Raw genomic sequence first — 19207 nt, 5'->3', positions numbered from 1 at the left:
GCGTCACGGCGTGCGCGCGAGCGGCGCCGCGTCCACGCGCGCGCTGCCCGGCGGACCCACCCACACCTCCACGCGGCGATTGCGCAGACGTCCCTGCGCGCCGGTGTCGGACGCGAGCGGTGCGCTGCCGCCCATGCCGCGCAACACGTGCACCGGCTGGCCGAGGCGTTCGAGCAGGCCGGCGATGTAGTCCACGCGGTCGTTGCTCAACGCACGTTCCAGGTAGGCCGAGGTTTCGTCCGGATCGGCAAAGCCCAGCAGCAGCAGGCGCCGGTCGCGATTGGCCTCGCGCTGCATGAATTCCGCCAGGCGCGCGACGTCGCGCTCGGTCTTGCTGTCGAGCAGCTGGCCGTTGCGGTTGAAGCGGAAGTTGAGGCTCAGGCGCTCCGCGCCGCGCACCAGCGCGCGGTAGTCGTCCGGCGCGTCCTCGCGCACCGCATCGCCGAACGCGCGGATGTCCTGCGAGACGAAGCCGACCTGCTCCACGATGCGCTGCCCCGCCGCCGACAGCGAAAAATCGACGAACGCACGCGCCAGCGCCCCGGCCTGCGCCGGCCGGTACAGGTACAGCCGGCGCGAGAGCGCGTAGTCCTCCACCGCGATGCGCAGCGGCTGCGGCGCCATCGCCACGCCCGCGTCGGCGATCGCGAGCGCCCGCGCGGGACCGATGCCGGCAAAGCCGACGAAGCCGATCGCATTGCGATCCGCCGCCACCGCACGCGCGAGCGCCGCGGTGCTCTCGTAGCGCGTGGCGTCGGCGCGCAGCGTGTGTTCGCCGAGCACCAGGGTGCGGAAGGTTTCCCAGGTGCCGGATGCCTCGTCGCGCGCGTGCACGCGGACCGGTCCGCTGCCGCCCAACGCCGACCAGTCGCGGGCGCTGCCGTCGAACAGGGCCCGCACCTGGTCCACCCGCACGCGGCGCAGCGGGTTGTCCGGATGCACGATGACGGCCACGCCGTCGAGCGCGAGCACCGCTTCCTGCGGCGCCATGTCGAGCCGGCCGAGCGCGCCGGCGCGTTCCACTTCCTCCGGCGACACCGGCCGCGACGCCATCGCGATGTCGGTCGCGCCGGCCATCAGGTCCTTGAGGCCGGTGCTCGATCCGTGCGTGGCGAACTCGATCTCGATGCCGCACGCGGCGCCGGACAGCACGAACTCGCCCGGCGCGCGGTCCTGCCGCGTCACCGCACCGCAACCGCGCGTGCCGAGCCATGCCTGCGCCAGCGCCGGCGCGAGCGTTTCGCCGATGGTGTTGGAGCCGTGCACGCGCAGACGCTCGACGGCGGACGCCGGCGCGGCGAACGCCAGCAGGCTGGCAAGCAGAACGACTGGTCGGAACATCGGCAGCCCCCGCGGTAAAGCCCGCAAGTGTGCCGCCGCAAGATGACAGGCCGTCGACGCGCTCGACGGCGCCCGCGTCAGCCGCGCGCCACCGGGCGCGCCGGATCGCTGATCCATTCGCTCCACGAACCGGGATACACGCGGGCGCCGCGCAGGCCCGCATGGTCCATCGCGAGCAGGTTGTGGCAGGCGGTGACGCCGGAACCGCACATCAGCACGGCCTCGCCGACGGGCGACGCGTCGAGCAGGGCACGGAATTCGCCGGCCAGTTCGTCGGCGGGACGGAACGTGCCGTCGTCGTGCAGATTCGCGGTGTACGGGCGATTGAGCGCACCCGGAATATGGCCGGCGACGCGGTCGATCGGCTCGGCATCGCCGCGGAAGCGTTCGGCGGCACGGGCGTCGATCAGCACGCCGTTGCCGCTCGCAAGCCGCGCCGCCACCACGGCCGTGGTGGCCACCGCGCGGGCATTGAACCGGGCCTTGTACTGCGCCGGCCGCGGCCGCGGGATCTGGCGTTCCACAGCGCCACCGTGCCGCAGCCAGGCGTCGAAGCCACCGTCGAGCACCGCGACGCTGTCGTGCCCCATCAGGCGCAGCATCCACCACAGCCGCGCCGCGTAGGCGCCGTCGCGTGCGTCGTAGGCCACCACGCGGTGCTCGGGCGAAATGCCCCAGCGACCGAGCACGGCGCAGAACGCATCGGCCTCCGGCAGCGGGTGGCGGCCGCGGCCCTGCTTGCTGAGGTCGGCCAGATCGCGATCCAGGCTCGCGTACACGGCGCGCGGCAGGTGCCCGGCGGCGTAGGCGCGTTCGCCGGCGGCGGGATCACGCAGATCGAACCGGCAGTCGACGACGGCCACATCCGGGGCATCGATCTGGTCGGCCAGGTCGGCGGCCGAAACGAGCGTACGCCAGCGCATCAATGGTCTCGCGTGTGGGACGGGAAGCGGCGCGGGCCTCGATGCATCCGCGCGCGAACGTTTCGCATTGTGTCAGATTTCCGCGCCGAGCCGACGACCCAGATTCACCAGCATTGCAGCGGTCGCGCCCCAGATGCGGTGCGGGCCCTGACGGTATTCCCAGTAGTGGCGCTCGCGTCCGCGGAAGATGGCCGCGACGCGTTCCACGCAGCGGCGTTCGAGCAGCGGCGCCAGCGGCACCTCGAACGCGTCGGCCACCTCGTCCGGATTGGGCACGGCGCGGTAATCGGGCGACAGGCGCGCCACCACCGGCAGCACGCGGAATCCGGTGACGGTGTGGTACGGGTCCAGATAGCCGAGCGGTTCGATCAGATGCGGACCGATGGCCACCTCCTCCCACGTCTCGCGCAGGGCCGCGTGCACCGGCGAGGCGTCGCCCGCATCGACGCGCCCGCCGGGAAAACTCACCTGGCCGGCGTGCCGGTTGAGCGTTTCGGTGCGGCGCGTGAGCAACACCGACGTGCCTTCGGGGCGCGCCACCAGCCCCACGAGCACGGCGGCCTGCGCCAGCGGGCGGTCCGGATCGAGCAGGCCGTCGAGTTCGTCGAGGTTCCAGGCCGGGCCGCCGGGCACGGCGTCGAGCGGCAACAGGGCACGATGCAGACGTGCGGCATCCATCGGCGCGCAGGCCAGGGTCACTGCGTGCGCGTCCGCGCGGCCTCGCGCGCCGGCAGCACCTGCGTCATCAGGCGCAGGCGTTCGGCATCGTCCATCGTGGACCAGCCCGCGATCTCGTGGCCGGTGCGCAGGCAACCGGCGCACAGACCCTGCGCATCGAGTTCGCAGACGCCGATGCACGGACTGAGCACGACCTTGTACGGGGAGGACACCATCCTGTCGCCGATCCGTGTGCAACGCCGATGCGTCGTGAAACCTACACAGAAAACGAACGGCCGGCGCGCACAGCGTCGCCGGCCGTCGGAGAGCGGCGGCGCGATGGCGTCAGGCGACGTCCACCGGCAGCCGCGTGCATCACTTGGCGATTTCGACCAGCGTGACGTCGAACACCACCGCCTGCTGCGGACCGATCGGCGAGCGCGGCGAGTTGCCGTAGGCCTGGTCGGGCGGCAGGAACAGTTCCCAGCGCGAACCGGCAGTCATCATCGGCAGCACAAGCTTGAGTCCCGGCAGCGGCGCCTCGGACACCTTCATCGAGACCGGCTGGTTGCCCTGGTAGGTGCTGGCGAATTCCTGGCCGGTGGACAGCGAGCCGCGGAACTGCAGCTTGACCTCGGAGTTGGCCGTCGGCTTGGCGCCGGTGCCGGTCTCGATCACGCGGTACTGGATGCCCGAGGACAGCGTCTGCACCCCGGTCTTGCCGCGGTTGGCGGCGAGGAACGCGTCGCTCTTGCGCTTGTTCTCGGCCGAGACGCGGTCGAACTCGGCCTTGGCCTGGTCGAGCATCTTCTTCTGCATCGCTTCGAGCGACGCACGCATCTGGTCTTCGGGCACCGTGGGGTTTTTCTTGGCGTAGCCGTCCTGCAGCGCGCGGATCACGGTGTTGATGTCCACGTCGATCTTGCGCTCGTTGAAATCGCGGCCGATCTCGAAGCCCATCGCGTAGCTGAGCTTGCCCTTCTCGGAGGTGGTGTCCTGCGCCACGGCGGCGCCCATCGTCAGGGCCGCGACCAGCGCGACCGTCAAGCGCAACTTCATGCTTCATCTCCTGGGGTGAACGGCGCGCAGGGCGGCCGCGAAACAGCGGACAAGGATACCCGGGCGCCGACTGAATCGCCAATGAGCCGCCTGCGGGTGTCGGGCTGCGACCGCCGCGGGGGCGCGAGGTTCCCCGCGCGATACACTGGGCGGCCTGCGTCTGTCCGGATCCCGAGGCTCTCGAATGTCGTTCCGCAACCTGCTCACCGACGACCGCGGCGCCGTGCGCCGCATCACCGTCAACCGCCCCGACAAGCTCAACGCGCTGAACCGCGAAACGCTGGTGGAGCTGGACGTCGCCTTCGCCCAGGCCGCGGCCGACGACGCGGTGCGCGCGATCGTGCTGACCGGTGCCGGCAGCAAGGCCTTCGTTGCGGGCGCCGACATTGCCGAACTGGCCGAACTCAGCCCGGTCCAGGCGCGCGATTTCTCGCGCCTCGGGCAACAGATGATGTGGCGTATCGAACATCTCGGAAAACCCGTGATCGCGCAGATCGGCGGTTTCGCGCTCGGCGGCGGGCTGGAACTTGCGATGTGCTGCCACCTGCGCGTGGCCGGCGACACCGCACGCTTCGGCCTGCCGGAAATCTCGCTCGGCCTGCTGCCCGGCTTCGGCGGCACGCAGCGGTTGCTGCGCCTGGCCGGCCGCAGCGCCACCTTGGAACTGTGCCTGACCGGCGCGCAGATCGATGCCGCGCGCGCGCAGACGCTGGGCGTGGTCACGCGCGTGGTGGCGGCCGACGCGCTGGAGGCGGAGACGATGCGTCTAGCCGAACAGCTCGCCGCGTCCGCACCGCATGCGCTGCGCGCGATCCTCGATACGGTCATCGTCGGCGGCGAAACACCGCTCGATGCCGGTCTGGATTTCGAAAGCATGGCGTTCGGCGTGGTTTCGTCCACGCAGGACATGCGCGAAGGCACGCGTGCCTTTCTCGAACGCCGCAAGCCTGTCTTCAGCGGAAGCTGATGACGATGCCCCACAGGCTCGCACCGCAATGCACCGCCTGCGGCACGGCGGCGGTGCCGTGCTTCGTGGATGTCGACCGCGATGCGCTGGACCTGGCGCTGGCGCTGGCGGACGCGCAGCGCGCACGCGCACTGCGTCCGTGGCAATGCGGCGGCTGCGGCGGCAGCGACCCCGACCTGTTCCGGTCCATGCCCGCTGTCGAGTGGCTCGCCGCAACGCGGCACGCGCTTGCGATCCATGACGCGACGCGCGCCCGTGCGCACGCGGCGCGCGAACGTTTCCGCGCACGCAACGTGCGCCTCGCGCGCGACGCCGAGGAGCAGGCGCGCGCACGTGCCGCGAATGCCGCCGCGAACGCATCCCGGGTCGCCGTGGACGCTGCACTCGCGCGCGCCCGCGCAGCACGCGGCGCACCGCCGCGGAACGGTGCCTGATGCCGCAGCGTCTGATGAAGCCGGCGGAACGCGTCGAATTCTTCCGCCGCCTGCACGATCTCGATCCGCATCCGACGACGGAGCTTGCCTGGACCACGCCGTTCGAACTGCTGATCGCCGTGATCCTGTCGGCGCAGGCCACGGACGTGGGCGTCAACAAGGCCACGCGCCGGCTGTACCCGATCGCCAACACGCCGCAGGCGATGCTCGCCCTGGGCGAGGACGGCCTCAAGCGCCACATCGCGACCATCGGCCTGTTCAACGCCAAGGCGCGCAACGTGATCGCCACCTGCCGGATCCTCATCGAGCAGCACGGCGGCGAGGTGCCGCGCGACCGGGCCGCGCTCGAGGCGCTGCCCGGCGTCGGCCGCAAGACGGCCAACGTGGTGCTCAACACCGCGTTCGGCGAGCCCACGATCGCGGTCGACACGCACATCTTCCGCGTCGCAAACCGGACGGGTCTTGCGCCGGGCAAGGACGTGCGTGCGGTCGAGGACCGGTTGTTGCGCAACGTGCCGGCGCACTTCCTGAAGGACGCGCACCACTGGCTCATCCTGCATGGCCGCTACACCTGCAAGGCCCGCAAGCCCGATTGCCCGCGCTGCGTGGTGCGCGACCTGTGCACGTACCCGCACAAGACGCCGGTGCCCTCCACCACGTCTGCCCTGTCGTAACCGCATGTCCGACTCCGCCCACGATCTGCTGAAGCGCGTCTTCGGCTACGACCAGTTCCGCGGTCCGCAGCAGGCCATCGTCGAGCATCTCGTGAGCGGTGGCGACTGCCTCGTGCTGATGCCCACCGGCGGCGGCAAATCGCTGTGCTACCAGATCCCGTCGCTGCTGCGGCCGGGCACGGGCATCGTGGTGTCGCCGCTGATCGCGCTGATGCAGGACCAGGTCGATGCGCTGCGGCAGGCGGGCGTGCGCGCCGCGTGCCTGAACTCGACGCTGGACTTTGCCGAATCGGCGCAGGTCGAACGCGATCTGCTCGCGGGCGACATCGACCTTCTCTACGTCGCGCCCGAACGCCTGCTCACGGCGCGCTTTCTCGACCTGCTCGACCGCAGCCGCATCGCATTGTTCGCGATCGACGAGGCGCACTGCGTGTCGCAGTGGGGGCACGACTTCCGCCCCGAGTACCGCCAGCTCGACGTGCTGCACGCACGCTGGCCGCAGGTGCCGCGCATCGCGCTCACCGCCACCGCCGATGCGCCGACGCGGCGCGAGATCGTCGAGCGCCTGGGCCTCTCCGATGCGCGCCAGTTCGTCAGCTCGTTCGATCGGCCCAACATCCGCTACCGCATCGTGGCCAAGCACGGCGGACCCAAGCAGCTGCTCGATTTCCTCGAACCGCGCAAGGGCGATGCGGGCATCGTCTACTGCCTGTCGCGGCGCAAGGTGGAGGAAACCGCCGCGCTGCTCGCCGAACACGGCTTCACCGCGCTGCCGTACCACGCCGGTCTCGACAGCGCGACGCGCACCGCGAACCAGCGCCGCTTCCTGCGCGACGAGGGCGTGATCATGACCGCCACCATCGCGTTCGGCATGGGCATCGACAAGCCGGACGTACGCTTCGTCGCGCACATGGATCTGCCGAAGTCGCTCGAAGGCTACTACCAGGAAACCGGTCGCGCCGGTCGCGACGGAGACCCCGCCGAGGCCTGGCTGTGCTACGGCATGGCCGACGTGGTGATGCTCAAGCAGATGATCCAGAACGGCGAGGCCGGCGAGGAGCGCAAGCGTCTGGAGGGGCGCAAGCTCGACGCCCTGCTCGGCTACTGCGAATCGGTGCGCTGCCGGCGCCAGACGCTGCTGGCGAGCTTCGGCGAAACCTATCCGCAGCCCTGCGGCAACTGCGACAACTGCCTGGATCCGCCGCAGACCTTCGACGGCACCGAAGCGGCGCAGAAGGCGCTCTCGTGCGTGTACCGCACCGGCCAGCGCTTCGGCGTGATGTATCTGATCGACGTGCTGCGCGGCAAGGACGATGCGCGCATCCGCCAGTTCAACCACCACGTGCTGCCGACCTTCGGCATCGGCGCGGACCTGGACCAGAACGCCTGGCGCGGCGTGTTCCGGCAGATCACCGCGATGGGCCTGCTGGAGGTCGACAACGAGGCCTACGGCGGCCTGCGCCTCACGCCCGCAAGCCGCGCGGTGCTGCGCGGCGAGCAGCGCGTGCAGCTGCGGCACGAGCCGGACCGCAAGCGCGAGCGCGAACGCACGCGGGCGCGACGCGGTGCCGCAGCCGCGGTCGACACGCTCGATGCCGCCGCGCAGCGGCGCTTCGATGCACTGCGCGACCTGCGCGCACGGCTTGCGCGCGAGCAGAACGTGCCGGCCTACGTCATCTTCCACGACGCGACGCTGCGCGCGATCGCGCAGGCCGAACCGGCCACGCTCGACGCATTGGCCGGCATTGCCGGCGTCGGTACGGCCAAGCTGGCGCGCTACGGCGCGGCGGTGCTGGAGACGTTGAACGCGGCGGAATGAGGCGTTGCGAGCGCGGTAAGTCGTGGCGCCGCTGCCCCCTTCCGCCTGCGTTCCGCCGGTGGCAACCGGCGTCACCCTTCCCCCGCTGCGCGGGAGAAGGGAGGCTTTGATGCGGGTATCCGCAGTCGAAAGACCGTTCGACGCCGGCCTGCCTTGAGGTGATCGCAGGGATCGACAAGCGCGCGACCTGCGACCTGCGACCCGCGAGGGTCAGCCGCCGAGCAGCAGCGCGTTCATGCGGCGCACGAAGCCTGCCGGGTCGTCGAGCTGCGCGCCTTCGGCCAGTTGCGCCTGTTCGAACAGCAGGAAGGCAAGATCGCCGCGACGCGCGTCGTCCGTTTCGCCGTCGAACTTCGCCAGCAGCGGATGCGAGGGGTTGATCTCGAGGATGGGCTTCGCTGCCGGCACCTCGTGGCCCGCGGCCTTGAGCAGGCGCTGCATGTGCAGCGCCATGTCGTATTCCTCCAGCACCAGGCACGACGGCGACTGCGTCAGGCGCCGCGACACGCGCACGTCCTTCACCGTGTCGCCGAGCGCGGCCTTGAGCTTGTCGACGACAGGCTGCGCGTCCTTCGATGCGGCCTCGCGCGTGGCCGTCTCCGATCCCGCGTCGCCGAGCTCGTCCGCGCTGAACTCGCCCTTTGCGACGTGCTTGAGTTTCTTGTCCGCGTAGCTGTCCAGATAGCCGATCATCCACTCGTCGATGCGCTCGTGCAGCAGCAGCACTTCGATACCGCGGCCGCGCAGCGCTTCGAGCTGCGGGCTGTTGCGCGCGGCGTTCCAGCCGTCCGCGGTCAGGTACCAGATCGCGCTCTGGCCGGGCTTCATGCGCGCGATGTAATCGTCGAGTGAGATCAGCGTGTCGCGCTCGTTCGCGTGCGTGGAGGCGACGCGAAGAAGCTTTGCGAGTCGATCCTTGTTCGCCGGGTCCTCGGCCAGGCCTTCCTTGAGCGTGGCGCCGAATGCTTTCCAGAATTCGAGGTATTTTTCCGGCTCGTCGCGCGCGATGCGTTCGAGCAGGTCGAGCACGCGGCGGGTCAGCGCGGCCTTGAGTTTCTCGACGCCGCGGCTGTTCTGCAGCAGTTCGCGGCTCACATTGAGCGGCAGGTCGTCCGAATCGATGACGCCGCGCACGAAGCGCAGGTAGTTCGGCAGCATCTGCTCGGCCGCGTCCATGATGAAGACGCGCTTGATGTAGAGCTTCAGGCCCTTGCGTACATCGCGCTCGCCGCCGAAATCGAACGGCGCCTTCGCCGGCACGAACAGCAGCGAGGTGAAGTTCTGGTTGCCCTCGACGCGGTTGTGCGTCCACGCCAGCGCATCGCCGAAATCGTGGCTCACGTGCTTGTAGAAGGCCTGGTAGTCGGCGTCGGACAACTCGTTTTTCGGCCGCGTCCACAACGCGGACGCCTGGTTGACCACTTCGAACTCGTCGGTCGGCGCACCGTCCTTCTCGACCGGCATGCGGATCGGGAATCCGATGTGGTCCGAGTACGTGCGCACCTGCGAACGCAGGGTCCAGCCGTCGAGGAATTCGTCTTCGCCGTCCTTGAGATGCAGGACGATCGTGGTACCGCGTGTGGCCTGCTCGGCCGGTTCGAGCGTGTAGCGGCCGTCGCCGGCCGACGTCCACGTCCAGGCCTCGTCGCTGCCGGCGCGGCGGCTGGTCACCGCCACGCGGTCGGCCACGATGAAGGCGGAGTAGAAGCCGACGCCGAACTGGCCGATGAGCTGCGCGTCGGCCTTCTGCCCGGCTTCGAGCGCATCGAGATAGGCGCGCGTGCCGGAGCGGGCGATGGTGCCCAAGTTCTCGATCAGCTCGGCGCGCGTCATGCCGATGCCGGTATCGGACACGGTGAGGGTGCGGGCGTTCTTGTCCCAGGACAGGTCGATCCGCAGCTCCTGCTGGTCGCCGGTGAGGTCGGGCTGTTTCAGCGCCTCGAAGCGCAGCTTGTCGCAGGCGTCGGACGCGTTGGAGATCAGCTCGCGCAGGAAGATGGTCTTGTTCGAATACAGCGAATGGATGACCAGACGCAGGACCTGCTGGACATCGGACTGGAATTCGAAGGTTTCGGCGGCGGCGGACATGGGCTCCCTCGCGGTGCGGATGTTGGAATGGTGGCGCGGACATGGGATCTGGCAGGCCGAATTCAAGAGCCTCCCGGCCGCGGCATCACGGTTCACGAGCCCGCGCGCCGGCAGGCGCTATGCTTGCGCGATGAGTGATCGCGCCCCATCCGTGACCCGCCTCGCCGACCGCTTCCGCGGCTATCTGCCCGTGGTCGTCGACGTCGAAACCGGCGGCTTCGACGCGGAAAAACATGCGCTGCTGGAAATCGCCGCGGTACCGATCGAGATGGACGACGACGGCAGCGTGCGCTGCGGCCCGACCGTGTCCGCGCACGTGAACCCGTTTCCGGGCGCAGTGGTGGAACCGCGTGCGCTCGAGATCACCGGCATCATTCTCGACCACCCGTTCCGCAACGCGCTGGACGAGCGCGCCGCGCTCGACCACGTGTTTGTGCCGATCCGCCAGGCGGTGAAGCGCGAGGGCTGCCAGCGCGCGATCCTCGTCGGCCACAACGCCGCGTTCGACCTCGGCTTTCTCAACGCCGCCGCCCGCCGCGTGGCGCACAAGCGCAATCCCTTCCATCCGTTCAGCTGCTTCGACACCGCCACGCTCGCAGGGCTCGCATACGGCCAGACCGTGCTCAGCCGCGCTACCCAGGCCGCCGGGCTCGCGTGGGATTCGGGCTCGGCGCATTCGGCGGTGTACGATGCGGAAATCACCGCCGAACTCTTTTGCCGCATCGTCAACCGCTGGCGGCACCTGAGCACGCTCGACACCGCCGCCGTCGACCGCGCGCTGGCCCTCTGATCCGCGCCGCCGGCCCATCTCGTCCCGCACCCACGATGCCCGCCTTCCTCGCCGACGCGCTCTCGCACACCTGGACCACGCTCAAGCTGGTCGCGCTGATCTATGCGGTGGGTCTGCTGCTGGAACGCCTGCGCCCGGCACAGCCGGGGCAGCCGTGGCGCGATGCGCTGTTCAACATCGGCTACACGATCCCGTTCGTGTTCCTGACCCATTTGCTGGTGCCGCCGCTGTCGGACATCACGCAGCCGTGGATCTCGAACTTCGGCCATTGGCTGCCGATCCGCCTGCCGGACGGCTTCGGCTGGCAACTGCTGCAGGGCCTGCTGTTTTTCCTGCTGTTCGATTTCTTCTACTACTGGATGCATCGCAGCCAGCACCGGTTCGCGTGGTTCTGGTCGCTGCACAAGCTGCACCACGCCGATCGCTCGATCAACATCACCAGCGGCCAGCGCCATCACTTTCTCGAAGAACCGATCCGGGTGTTCCTGGTGTTCCTGCCGCTGGGCATGATCTTCGACATCCGTCCGCCGAACATCACCTGGTTGTGGAGCCTGCTGCTGCTGTGGGGCTACGTGATCCACCTCAACCTGCGCGTGCCGTTCGGGCCGCTGACGCGCGTGTTCACCGGGCCGCAGCTGCATCGGCTGCACCACTCGGTGCAGCGCGAACACACCGACGTCAACTTTGCCGCGTTTTTCCCGCTGTGGGACATCCTGTTCGGCACCTACGTAGCGCCGAAACCGGGCGAATGGCCGGCCACCGGCACGCACAAAGACGAGGATCTCAACGGCTTCGGCCGTGCGTTGTGGTCGCCGGTCAGCGACTGGACGGAAGGCTGGCGTGCGCGTCGTCGGCCCGCCGCACAAGACGACGTGCACGTGCCCTGAGCAGTGGCTGCTCCACGGCGCGATGCACGAGCGCGGCGAGCGCGATCGATGCGGCGAGCCAGAGCACGAATCGCAGCAACGCCTGCATGAGATCGGCCGTCTGGCCCAGGCCCAGCATCGCCATGACCAGCAGCACCGGCATGTTGAGCAGGTACAGCGGGTAGCTCCAGCGCGCCAGCGCCGCAAGCGGCCGCGGCGTATGGGTGTTCGATGACACCGCTGCCACCGTGCAGGCCCCGGCGATCCCGCACAGCACGAACAGGCCGACGCGAGCGATGTCGTCCGCGTCGCGCGCGAGCTGCGTGACCGCGACGGCGGCGACAACCCAGCCGCCGAACGCCGCGAGGCGCCAGCGTTGCGACGCGACGCGTGCGTGGGCGACGCAGGCCAGCAGCGCGCCGTAGAGGCAGGCATCGAGTCGCGGCACCACGATCTTTCGCACCCCGGCGTCCCACGGTGGATCGAACTGCATCACCCACCACCAGCGCAGCGCGATGGCGATGCACAGGCCGATCGACAGACCGACGCGCACCCGCGCCGTGCTGCCGCCACAGCACCACACGAGCACGGGCGCGGCGAAGAAAAACAGCAGCAGCACCGGAAGATTCCACGCTTCGCCGAAAAAGGCCGGATGGACCCAGGCGAGGTTCTGCACCAGCGCGGCGTACGCGAGCGCGCCCGTGTCCTGCGACGTGCCGGCACGCCACGCGAGGACGACATGCAGCGCCAACGCGCACCAGAACAGCGGCAGCACGCGCCACGCGCGCCAGACCCACCAGCGTGCGACGGCGCGCACGTCGCGCGGCGGCGCGTGCAGCAGCTGTGCGGTGAGCAGGTAGCCGGCGAGCGCGAAGAACAGTTCGGTGCCGAACCAGCCGGCGAAGGCGTAGAAGTCGTAGTGCGGGAACGCCGCAAAGAGGAAGTAGCCGCCGTGGGCAAGCAACACCGCGATCGTGGCGGCGGCGCGCAGGGTGTCGAGGCCGGGCTGGTGCGTAAGGCTCATGGAGACAATGTCTCGCCGCCTGCTGCCCTTCTCCCACCGGGAGAAGAGCCTGCCCCGGACTTGATCCGGGGTGGCGCGGCAGCGCCGGATGAGGGTTCGGGCGGAGCCTGGCGCTGGTCATCTCGTGGGTCGGGATCGAAGCATTGCGTGGCGCTGCTTTCGCGTCGTTGAATGTTTTGCACTGCGCGATGGGCGCGTTGAAAGGGCGATACAACGCTTCGATCCAGGTCGAAGCGCTGTGCGTCGCACCGCTCCGCCCGGACCCTCTCCCCACCCCCTTTCCCGCGGGGAGAGGGGCTTGAGCGCATCGGAGACGACCGTGGGCGCGCCGAAGAATGTGCCTCGTTGCAGCGGCGTCGCGCACCGAATGCGTCGGCACCGCCGGCGGCCCCCGCCATCGCGTCAACTCCGCTGCCGCACCGCCTCGAACAGCGCGATGCCCGTCGCCACCGAGACGTTGAGGCTTTCCACCTCGCCCACCATCGGAATCTTCGCGAGCCAATCGCAGTGTTCGCGCGTCAGCCGCCGCAGACCCTCGCCCTCGCCGCCCATGACGATGCCGATCGGACCCTTGAGGTCCATCGCGTACAGCGACTGCGTGGCCTCGCCCGCGAGGCCGACGAACCACACACCGGCGTCCTTCATGTCCTTGAGTGCACGCGCGAGATTGGTGACGCGCACCACGGGCACGCGGTCGGCGGCGCCGGCGGACGTCTTGCGCACGGTGGCGTTCACCGCCACGGCCTTGTCCTTCGGAATCACCACCGCGGTGACGCCGGCGGCGGCGGCGCTGCGCAGGCAGGCGCCGAGATTGTGCGGGTCCTGCACGCCGTCGAGCACCAGCAGCAGCGGTGCGCCGCCCGCGCCCTCGATCAGTGCCTGCAGATCGTTTTCGTCATAGCTTTTCGCCGCCGCGTAGTGCGCAACGATGCCCTGGTGCCGCACGCCGCCGGAGATGCGTTCGAGCACCTCATTGCCGACGCTGCGCACGGCGATGCCGGCCGCCTGCGCGATGCCGGTCAGTTCGGCGAGGCGTGGATTGCGTGCGCGCGCCTCGACGAGGATCTCGCGCACGTTGCCGATGTCGTTCGCCAGTGCCGCGTCGACCGCATTGATGCCCGCGATCCAGTCCTCGCTGCCGCCATGACGTGCCATCAGCCGCCACTCCGCTGCATCGGCGCGCTCACCACGACTTCTTCTTCCGTTTCGGGTGCTGCGGCTTGTCCGCGCTCGACGTCGCCAGCGTCGCGTCCGCCTGCGGTGCCGCCGCCGCGACTGCGCGCAACGGCACCAGCCGGAAATCGATGCGCCGGTCTTCCAGGCTCGCGCGCAGCACCACGATGCGCACGCGGTCGCCCAGCCGGTGCGCGACGCCGGTGCGTTCGCCGCTGAGCATCTTGCGGATCGGATCGAAGTGGTAATAGTCGTTCGGCAACTGCGTCACGTGCACGAGGCCATTGACCTTCGAGGTTTCGAGCTCCACGAACAGGCCGAACGAGGTCACGCCGCTGATCACGCCGTCGAACTCGCTGCCGACGTGCTGCTCCATCCACGCCGCGCGATAGCGCTCGTCCACCTCGCGTTCGGCCTCTTCGGCGCGGCGGCCGCGCTCGGAGCACTGCAGCGCCAGCGCCACCATGTCGTGCTCGGCGTAGAGGAAGTCGCTGGCCTTGCCGCCCTTGAGCACGTGCTTGATCGCACGGTGCACGAGCAGGTCGGGATAACGCCGGATCGGCGAGGTGAAGTGCGCGTAGGCTTCCAGCGCGAGGCCGAAATGCCCGATGTTTTCCGTCGAGTACACCGCCAGGCTCTGCGAGCGCAGCAGCACCGATTCGATCAGCCCGCCGTCGGCACGCTCGCGCACCTTCTTGAGCAGCGCGGTGAAATCGCCCGGCGTCACCTTCTGCCACGGCGGCATGCGCAGGCCGAACTCGCCGAGGAATTCGAGCAGGTCCGCGTACTTCTGTTCCGGCGGACGATCGTGGATGCGGTACGGCGCGGGAATGCCTGAGGCGAGCAGGAACTTCGCGGCCTCCACGTTGGCGGCGATCATGCACTCCTCGATCAGCTTGTGCGCATCGTTGCGCAGCACCATGCCGGCCTGCTCCACGTCGCCGCTGCTGCCGAGCACGAACCGCACCTCGCTCGATTCGAACTCGATCGCGCCGCGTTTCGCACGCGCCTTCGCAAGCACGCGGTAAAGCTGGTGCAGCGCCTGGATGCGCGGCAGCAGGCCGCCGATCTGCGCGATGGCCTCGGCGTCGTTTTCGCCGACCGCTTTCCACACCTGGGTGTAGGTCAGGCGTGCGTGCGAACGCATCGCCGCCTCGTAGAATTTCGACTTGGTCACGTTGCCGTCGCGATCGATCTGCATGTCGCAGACGAAGCACAGGCGCACCACGTCGGGTTTGAGCGAGCAGATGCCGTTGGACAGCGTCTCGGGCAGCATCGGCACGACGAAACCCGGGAAATACACCGAGGTCGCGCGTGTCTGCGCTTCGTCGTCGAGTGCGGTTCCGGGCCGCACGTACGACGACACGTCGGCGATGGCGACGATCAGGCGGAAGCCGCCGCGATTGGGCTCGCACCACACCGCATCGTCGAAATCCTTGGCGTCCTCGCCGTCGATGGTGACGAGCGGCACGGCGCGCAGATCGACGCGCGCGGCGATGGTGGCGGCGTCCACCTCCAGCGGCACGGCGGTGGCCTCGTCGATGGTTTCCTGCGGGAATTCGTGCGGGATGCCGTGGCCGTGGATGGCCGCCTCCACCACCAGCGACGGAGTGAGTTTGTCGCCCAGCACGGTGAGGATACGGCCGAACGGCGGGCGGCCGCGTGCGGGCGGTTCGAGGATTTCGCAGACTACCAGCTGGCCTTCGCGTGCGCCCTCGCGCGCGTCGGGCGGAATCATCACCTCGTGCAGCACGCGGCGGTCGTCCGGCGCGACGAACCCGATGGCGCCACGCTCGCCGTAGCGGCCGATGATGCGCGTGAGCCGACGTTCGAGCACCTCGACGATGGCGCCTTCGCGCCGACCGCGACGGTCTACGCCGGTGACGCTTGCGAGCACGCGGTCGCCGTGCATGGCTTTGCGCAGTTCGGCCGGCGGCAGGAACAGATCGTCGCCGCCGCTGTCGGTGCGCAGGAAGCCGAAGCCTTCCGGGTTGGCGATGACGGTGCCTTTCACTAGATCCAGCTGCTCGGCCACCGCGTAGGCGCCGCGGCGGTTGGCGAGCACCTGGCCGTCGCGCTGCATCGCCGCGAGGCGGCGCGAGAGCGCTTCGAAGCGGTCCGGCGCGGTGAGATCGAGTTGCGCGGCAAGCTGCTCGGCCGTCATCGGCCCGTTGCTTTCGGCCAGCAGCGCGAGCAGGCCTTCGCGGCTGATGATGGGGTTTTCGTAGCGGCTGGCCTCGCGCTCGGCGAAGCGGTCGGTCGGTGCGGCCGGTGCAGGGCCGCCCTTGCGCGTACGCGTCGGCGCCTGCGGCCGCTCGGAGGCGCGGGGCTTGCCCTTGCCCGGCGCCGACGCGGGCGTCGCGCGCCCGGACGCGGACGTTTTTCCGCCGCCGCCCCTCGCGGCCGGCGTTGCCGCTGCCTTGCGTGCGGCGGCCTTGGCTGCGCCTTTGCCAACGGCCTCCGCAGCAGGTTTGCCGCGCGCTCCCGCCCCGGTCTTCGCGCCGCGCGCGGTCGCCGGGAGCGGCGCCACCGGCTGCGGCATCCACGGGGGCAGGGATTTTTCGGTCTGCGCGGACGCGCCGCGGCGATTGCGTGGGGATTTCTTCATCCGTCGATGGTACACCGCGACGCGACACCCGCCGGCGCTCCGCCGCGGGACGGATTGACAATCCCGGCCCCGATCCGTAAATTGCGCGGCTCGCTCGGCATCCGGGCGAACACCTGCCCAGGTGGCGGAATTGGTAGACGCACTAGTTTCAGGTACTAGCGGGTAAAACCGTGGAGGTTCGAGTCCTCTCTTGGGCACCAACAAACCGCGCTACGGCGCGGTTTTTTGTTGGGTGATGCAAATCGGAACGGGCTCGGCCCTTCGGCGCGACGCGTGTGGGACGTCGTGATTGTCGTTAGTGTTCCGCGGCAGGGGTTGCACCATCACCCCCGCCGATGGGACCCACCTCAACGACGCCGCGCACCGGGCGCTCCCAGATCTCGTCCTGCCATTCGTGATACTCCTTCGAGAACCAGAAGCGGCGGTCGTAGACCTGATCGATCGGTACAGGCGCCCAACCGGTATTGCTGGGGACTCGTGCGCGGAGAAACGGCGACACGTAGCCGACGCGGCTGCCGGTAAACGTCATCCGCCGCTTGCGCAGCATGTGTTCCAGCCGTTCCTTTGCAACCGGATCGCCGTATTCGGCGTAGATGTCGCCGCCCCGCTCCGTGGCGCACGCACGCTCGGTGTCGGTGAGTTGGCTCCAGTAGCGTTCGCGGAACGCGAGAAAGACCGGATAGCCGCGTTCGGCGGCAAGATCCATCCAGACATAGGCCAGACAGCGGTCGGCGGCAACGCCGCGCCCGTCCCAGAACATGTCGGCCACCATCGCCTGCGCCGGCTTGTCGGAGTAACGCGCGGCGCGCTGGAACAGTTCGAACGCACGCGAGTGGTTGCCGGCCTCGAACTGTTGCATGCCGTCGCGACGGAAGCGCAGGTCCGGGTGGTAGTGCATGAAGTCGCTGCCGCGTGCGATCTCCAGGTTCACTGGCTTCTCCGGCGCCTGCTCGCGACCGGTGCCGCTGGCGGCGAATGCGGGTGCGGCGATCATGCCCAGCGCCAGCAAGACGGCGCCAACGGACGCGTGACTCTGGCTCATGCGCGGCTCCTCGGAAGAATGGCGGTGCACGGATGCGACGGCGCACGCAGCCAGTCCGTCGCAGCCGTGTCCGGGAACACTGTCGCCACGGCGCATTTTCTCCCACCGCGCCGCCTGCCTTGCGTCCGCGCCGACGGCTCGTGCCGTCGACGCAGGCCCGCGTACTTACACCACCGTCAACGTCACGTCGATATTGCCGCGCGTGGCGTTGGAGTACGGACACACCTGGTGCGCCTTCGCCACCAGCGCTTCGGCTTCGGCGCGGGCCATGCCGGGGATCGAGACGCGCAGTTCCACTTCGATGCCGAAGCCGGCCGGGATCGGGCCGATGCCCACGGTGCCTTCGATCGAGGTGTCGGCCGGAAGCGCGATCTTGTCACGCCCGGCGACGAACTTGAGCGCGCCGATGAAGCACGCCGAGTAGCCCGCAGCAAACAGTTGCTCGGGGTTGGTGCCGGCGCCGCCGGGGCCGCCGAGTTCCTTCGGCGTGACGAGCTTGACGTCGAGCACGTTGTCCGACGACACGGCGCGGCCGTCGCGACCGCCGGTGGCGGTGGCGGTGGCGCGGTACAGCACTTTCTCGATGCTCATGGATCGCTCCTTCCTGGGTGATGCGCCGTCACGGCAGCGCGGGGTAATCGGTGTAGCCGGCGGCGCCGGAGGTGTAGAACGTGCTGCTGTCCCACGGATTGAGCGGCGCGTCGAGCGCGAAGCGTTTCGGCAGGTCTGGATTGGCGATGAAGGCCTTGCCGAACGCCACCGCGTCCGCTTCGCCGGCGTCGAGCACCTGCTGCGCGGTCTGCCGGGTGAATTTCTCGTTGGCGATGTAGACGCCGCCGAAGGCCTGCTTGAGCTGCGGGCCCAGGCGCGTGGCGCCGTCGAGCGATTCGCGCGCGCAAATGAAGGCGATGCCGCGCCGGCCGAGCTCGCGCGCGACGTAGCCGAACGTGGCGGCCGGGTCCGAATCGCCCATCGTGTGCGAGTCGCAGCGCGGAGCCAGGTGCATGCCGACGCGGTCCGCGCCCCACACGCCGATGCAGGCGTCGGTGGCCTCCAGCATCAGGCGCGCGCGATTTTCGATGCTGCCGCCGTAGTCGTCGTCGCGCCGGTTGCTGATGTCCTGCAGAAACTGGTCGAGCAGGTAGCCGTTCGCGCCGTGCAGTTCCACGCCGTCGAAGCCGGCGCGCAACGCGTTCTGCGCGCCGACGCGGTAGGCCTCGACGATGCCAGGGAGTTCCTCGCGTGTGAGCGCGCGCGGGGTGACGTAGTCGCGCATCGGGCGCACGAGGCTGACGTGGCCTTTGGCGGCGATGGCGCTCGGCGCTACCGGCAGTGCGCCGCCCAGGAAGATCGGATCGGAGATGCGACCCACGTGCCAGAGCTGCAGCACGATGCGGCCGCCGGCGTCATGCACCGCGCGGGTGATGCGCGACCAACCCTGCACCTGTTCCTCCGACCAGATGCCGGGCGTGTCGGCGTAACCCACGCCCATCGGCGTGACCGAGGTCGCCTCGGTGAGGATGAGCCCGGCGCTCGCGCGCTGCACGTAGTACTCGCGCATCAGGTCGTTGGGGATGCGTTCGGTGCCGGCGCGGGAGCGGGTGAGCGGCGCCATGATCACGCGGTTCGGCAGGTCGAGCGCGCCGACGCGGATCGGATCGAGCAGGGTGGGCATGGGAAGTCCGGGGTTGTCAGGATGCAGCGCGGGTGCGCGCCGTGCACAGCGCATGGTGCCGAAGGGC

General features: G+C 69.5%; 16 protein-coding genes, 1 tRNA gene and 1 pseudogene. 7 read left to right on the top strand and 11 right to left on the bottom strand.

The features are described from left to right. Positions 1-3: 3 nt before the first annotated feature. From HNQ52_RS14780 to HNQ52_RS14765, 4 genes and pseudogenes are all read right to left on the bottom strand, one after another. Positions 4-1341: a substrate-binding domain-containing protein gene (locus HNQ52_RS14780; RefSeq protein ID WP_183961952.1), complete on the bottom strand. Its 1338-nt coding sequence runs from the start codon at positions 1339-1341 to the stop codon at positions 4-6. Between the two features lie 77 nt (positions 1342-1418). Next, on the bottom strand, positions 1419-2264 hold the full coding sequence (locus tag HNQ52_RS14775; RefSeq protein WP_183961951.1) for a sulfurtransferase: 846 nt from the start codon (positions 2262-2264) through the stop codon (positions 1419-1421). Between the two features lie 72 nt (positions 2265-2336). Beyond that, positions 2337-3157, bottom strand: a pseudogene (locus HNQ52_RS14770) (CoA pyrophosphatase). 139 nt (positions 3158-3296) lie between these two features. After that, complete coding sequence (locus HNQ52_RS14765) at positions 3297-3980, bottom strand: FKBP-type peptidyl-prolyl cis-trans isomerase N-terminal domain-containing protein (protein WP_183961950.1); 684 nt, start codon at positions 3978-3980, stop codon at positions 3297-3299. A gap of 184 nt (positions 3981-4164) precedes the next feature. Between HNQ52_RS14765 and HNQ52_RS14760 the strand changes: the two genes are divergently transcribed. Genes HNQ52_RS14760 through recQ form a run of 4 tightly spaced genes read left to right on the top strand, consistent with a single transcriptional unit; the run spans position 4165 to position 7874 of the window. Continuing rightward, positions 4165-4947, top strand: a complete 783-nt coding sequence (locus HNQ52_RS14760; RefSeq protein ID WP_183961949.1) for an enoyl-CoA hydratase/isomerase family protein — start codon at positions 4165-4167, stop codon at positions 4945-4947. A gap of 5 nt (positions 4948-4952) precedes the next feature. Next, a complete protein-coding gene (locus HNQ52_RS14755) occupies positions 4953-5381 on the top strand; it encodes a hypothetical protein (RefSeq protein ID WP_183961948.1) in 429 nt (142 codons plus the stop codon). 14 nt (positions 5382-5395) lie between these two features. Beyond that, positions 5396-6055, top strand: a complete 660-nt coding sequence (nth, locus tag HNQ52_RS14750) for an endonuclease III (protein ID WP_183962074.1) — start codon at positions 5396-5398, stop codon at positions 6053-6055. 4 nt (positions 6056-6059) lie between these two features. Next, positions 6060-7874: a DNA helicase RecQ gene (gene recQ / locus HNQ52_RS14745; RefSeq protein ID WP_183961947.1), complete on the top strand. Its 1815-nt coding sequence runs from the start codon at positions 6060-6062 to the stop codon at positions 7872-7874. Between the two features lie 210 nt (positions 7875-8084). On the opposite strand, the gene htpG is transcribed toward recQ, so the two are convergent. Further along, the gene (htpG, locus tag HNQ52_RS14740) at positions 8085-9962 is read right to left on the bottom strand and encodes a molecular chaperone HtpG (protein ID WP_183961946.1); all 1878 of its coding nucleotides are present in this window, start codon (positions 9960-9962) and stop codon (positions 8085-8087) included. 130 nt (positions 9963-10092) lie between these two features. Here htpG and rnt point away from each other — a divergent pair, with 130 nt between their 5' ends. Then, the gene (gene rnt / locus HNQ52_RS14735; RefSeq protein WP_183961945.1) at positions 10093-10752 is read left to right on the top strand and encodes a ribonuclease T; all 660 of its coding nucleotides are present in this window, start codon (positions 10093-10095) and stop codon (positions 10750-10752) included. A gap of 35 nt (positions 10753-10787) precedes the next feature. After that, positions 10788-11639 carry a sterol desaturase family protein gene (locus HNQ52_RS14730; RefSeq protein WP_183961944.1) on the top strand — a complete coding sequence of 284 codons (852 nt, stop codon included), beginning with the start codon at positions 10788-10790 and terminating at the stop codon, positions 11637-11639. Here HNQ52_RS14730 and HNQ52_RS14725 read toward each other — a convergent pair. The 3 genes from HNQ52_RS14725 to rnr form a co-directional block, all read right to left on the bottom strand. Further along, positions 11569-12642: an acyltransferase family protein gene (locus HNQ52_RS14725; RefSeq protein ID WP_183961943.1), complete on the bottom strand. Its 1074-nt coding sequence runs from the start codon at positions 12640-12642 to the stop codon at positions 11569-11571. The two genes, HNQ52_RS14730 and HNQ52_RS14725, sit on opposite strands and share 71 nt — an antisense overlap. A gap of 402 nt (positions 12643-13044) precedes the next feature. Beyond that, positions 13045-13797, bottom strand: coding sequence for a 23S rRNA (guanosine(2251)-2'-O)-methyltransferase RlmB (rlmB, locus tag HNQ52_RS14720; RefSeq protein ID WP_183961942.1), 753 nt, complete (start codon positions 13795-13797; stop codon positions 13045-13047). Positions 13798-13825: 28 nt separating this feature from the next. Then, entirely contained in the window at positions 13826-16423 is a 2598-nt protein-coding gene (gene rnr / locus HNQ52_RS14715; protein WP_246387869.1) for a ribonuclease R, read from the bottom strand. Between the two features lie 115 nt (positions 16424-16538). Here rnr and HNQ52_RS14710 point away from each other — a divergent pair. Then, positions 16539-16623 (top strand) — tRNA-Leu (locus tag HNQ52_RS14710). A 95-nt stretch (positions 16624-16718) separates the two neighbouring features. On the opposite strand, the gene HNQ52_RS14705 is transcribed toward HNQ52_RS14710, so the two are convergent. The 3 genes from HNQ52_RS14705 to HNQ52_RS14695 all read right to left on the bottom strand — a co-directional run bounded on the left by HNQ52_RS14705 (position 16719) and on the right by HNQ52_RS14695 (position 19140). Continuing rightward, positions 16719-17465, bottom strand: a complete 747-nt coding sequence (locus tag HNQ52_RS14705; protein WP_183961941.1) for a sel1 repeat family protein — start codon at positions 17463-17465, stop codon at positions 16719-16721. A gap of 165 nt (positions 17466-17630) precedes the next feature. Continuing rightward, positions 17631-18056: an organic hydroperoxide resistance protein gene (locus HNQ52_RS14700; RefSeq protein ID WP_183961940.1), complete on the bottom strand. Its 426-nt coding sequence runs from the start codon at positions 18054-18056 to the stop codon at positions 17631-17633. A 28-nt stretch (positions 18057-18084) separates the two neighbouring features. Further along, positions 18085-19140, bottom strand: coding sequence for an alkene reductase (locus HNQ52_RS14695; RefSeq protein ID WP_183961939.1), 1056 nt, complete (start codon positions 19138-19140; stop codon positions 18085-18087). Positions 19141-19207: the final 67 nt, after the last annotated feature.

Origin of the sequence: Chiayiivirga flava (assembly GCF_014202825.1) — a bacterium.
In the GTDB taxonomy this organism is placed as follows: Bacteria; Pseudomonadota; Gammaproteobacteria; order Xanthomonadales; family Xanthomonadaceae; genus Chiayiivirga; species Chiayiivirga flava.
Note: the sequence above shows the minus strand (reverse complement) of the source record. Positions and strands in the feature narration are given on the sequence as shown.

Coding starts and splice junctions, on each gene's coding strand:
- HNQ52_RS14780 (WP_183961952.1), bottom strand. CDS start 1,341: ATGTTCCGACCAGTCGTTCTGCTTGCCAGCCTGCTGGCGTTCGCCGCG.
- HNQ52_RS14775 (WP_183961951.1), bottom strand. CDS start 2,264: ATGCGCTGGCGTACGCTCGTTTCGGCCGCCGACCTGGCCGACCAGATC.
- HNQ52_RS14765 (WP_183961950.1), bottom strand. CDS start 3,980: ATGAAGTTGCGCTTGACGGTCGCGCTGGTCGCGGCCCTGACGATGGGC.
- HNQ52_RS14760 (WP_183961949.1), top strand. CDS start 4,165: ATGTCGTTCCGCAACCTGCTCACCGACGACCGCGGCGCCGTGCGCCGC.
- HNQ52_RS14755 (WP_183961948.1), top strand. CDS start 4,953: ATGCCCCACAGGCTCGCACCGCAATGCACCGCCTGCGGCACGGCGGCG.
- nth (WP_183962074.1), top strand. CDS start 5,396: ATGAAGCCGGCGGAACGCGTCGAATTCTTCCGCCGCCTGCACGATCTC.
- recQ (WP_183961947.1), top strand. CDS start 6,060: ATGTCCGACTCCGCCCACGATCTGCTGAAGCGCGTCTTCGGCTACGAC.
- htpG (WP_183961946.1), bottom strand. CDS start 9,962: ATGTCCGCCGCCGCCGAAACCTTCGAATTCCAGTCCGATGTCCAGCAG.
- rnt (WP_183961945.1), top strand. CDS start 10,093: ATGAGTGATCGCGCCCCATCCGTGACCCGCCTCGCCGACCGCTTCCGC.
- HNQ52_RS14730 (WP_183961944.1), top strand. CDS start 10,788: ATGCCCGCCTTCCTCGCCGACGCGCTCTCGCACACCTGGACCACGCTC.
- HNQ52_RS14725 (WP_183961943.1), bottom strand. CDS start 12,642: ATGAGCCTTACGCACCAGCCCGGCCTCGACACCCTGCGCGCCGCCGCC.
- rlmB (WP_183961942.1), bottom strand. CDS start 13,797: ATGGCACGTCATGGCGGCAGCGAGGACTGGATCGCGGGCATCAATGCG.
- rnr (WP_246387869.1), bottom strand. CDS start 16,423: ATGAAGAAATCCCCACGCAATCGCCGCGGCGCGTCCGCGCAGACCGAA.
- HNQ52_RS14705 (WP_183961941.1), bottom strand. CDS start 17,465: ATGAGCCAGAGTCACGCGTCCGTTGGCGCCGTCTTGCTGGCGCTGGGC.
- HNQ52_RS14700 (WP_183961940.1), bottom strand. CDS start 18,056: ATGAGCATCGAGAAAGTGCTGTACCGCGCCACCGCCACCGCCACCGGC.
- HNQ52_RS14695 (WP_183961939.1), bottom strand. CDS start 19,140: ATGCCCACCCTGCTCGATCCGATCCGCGTCGGCGCGCTCGACCTGCCG.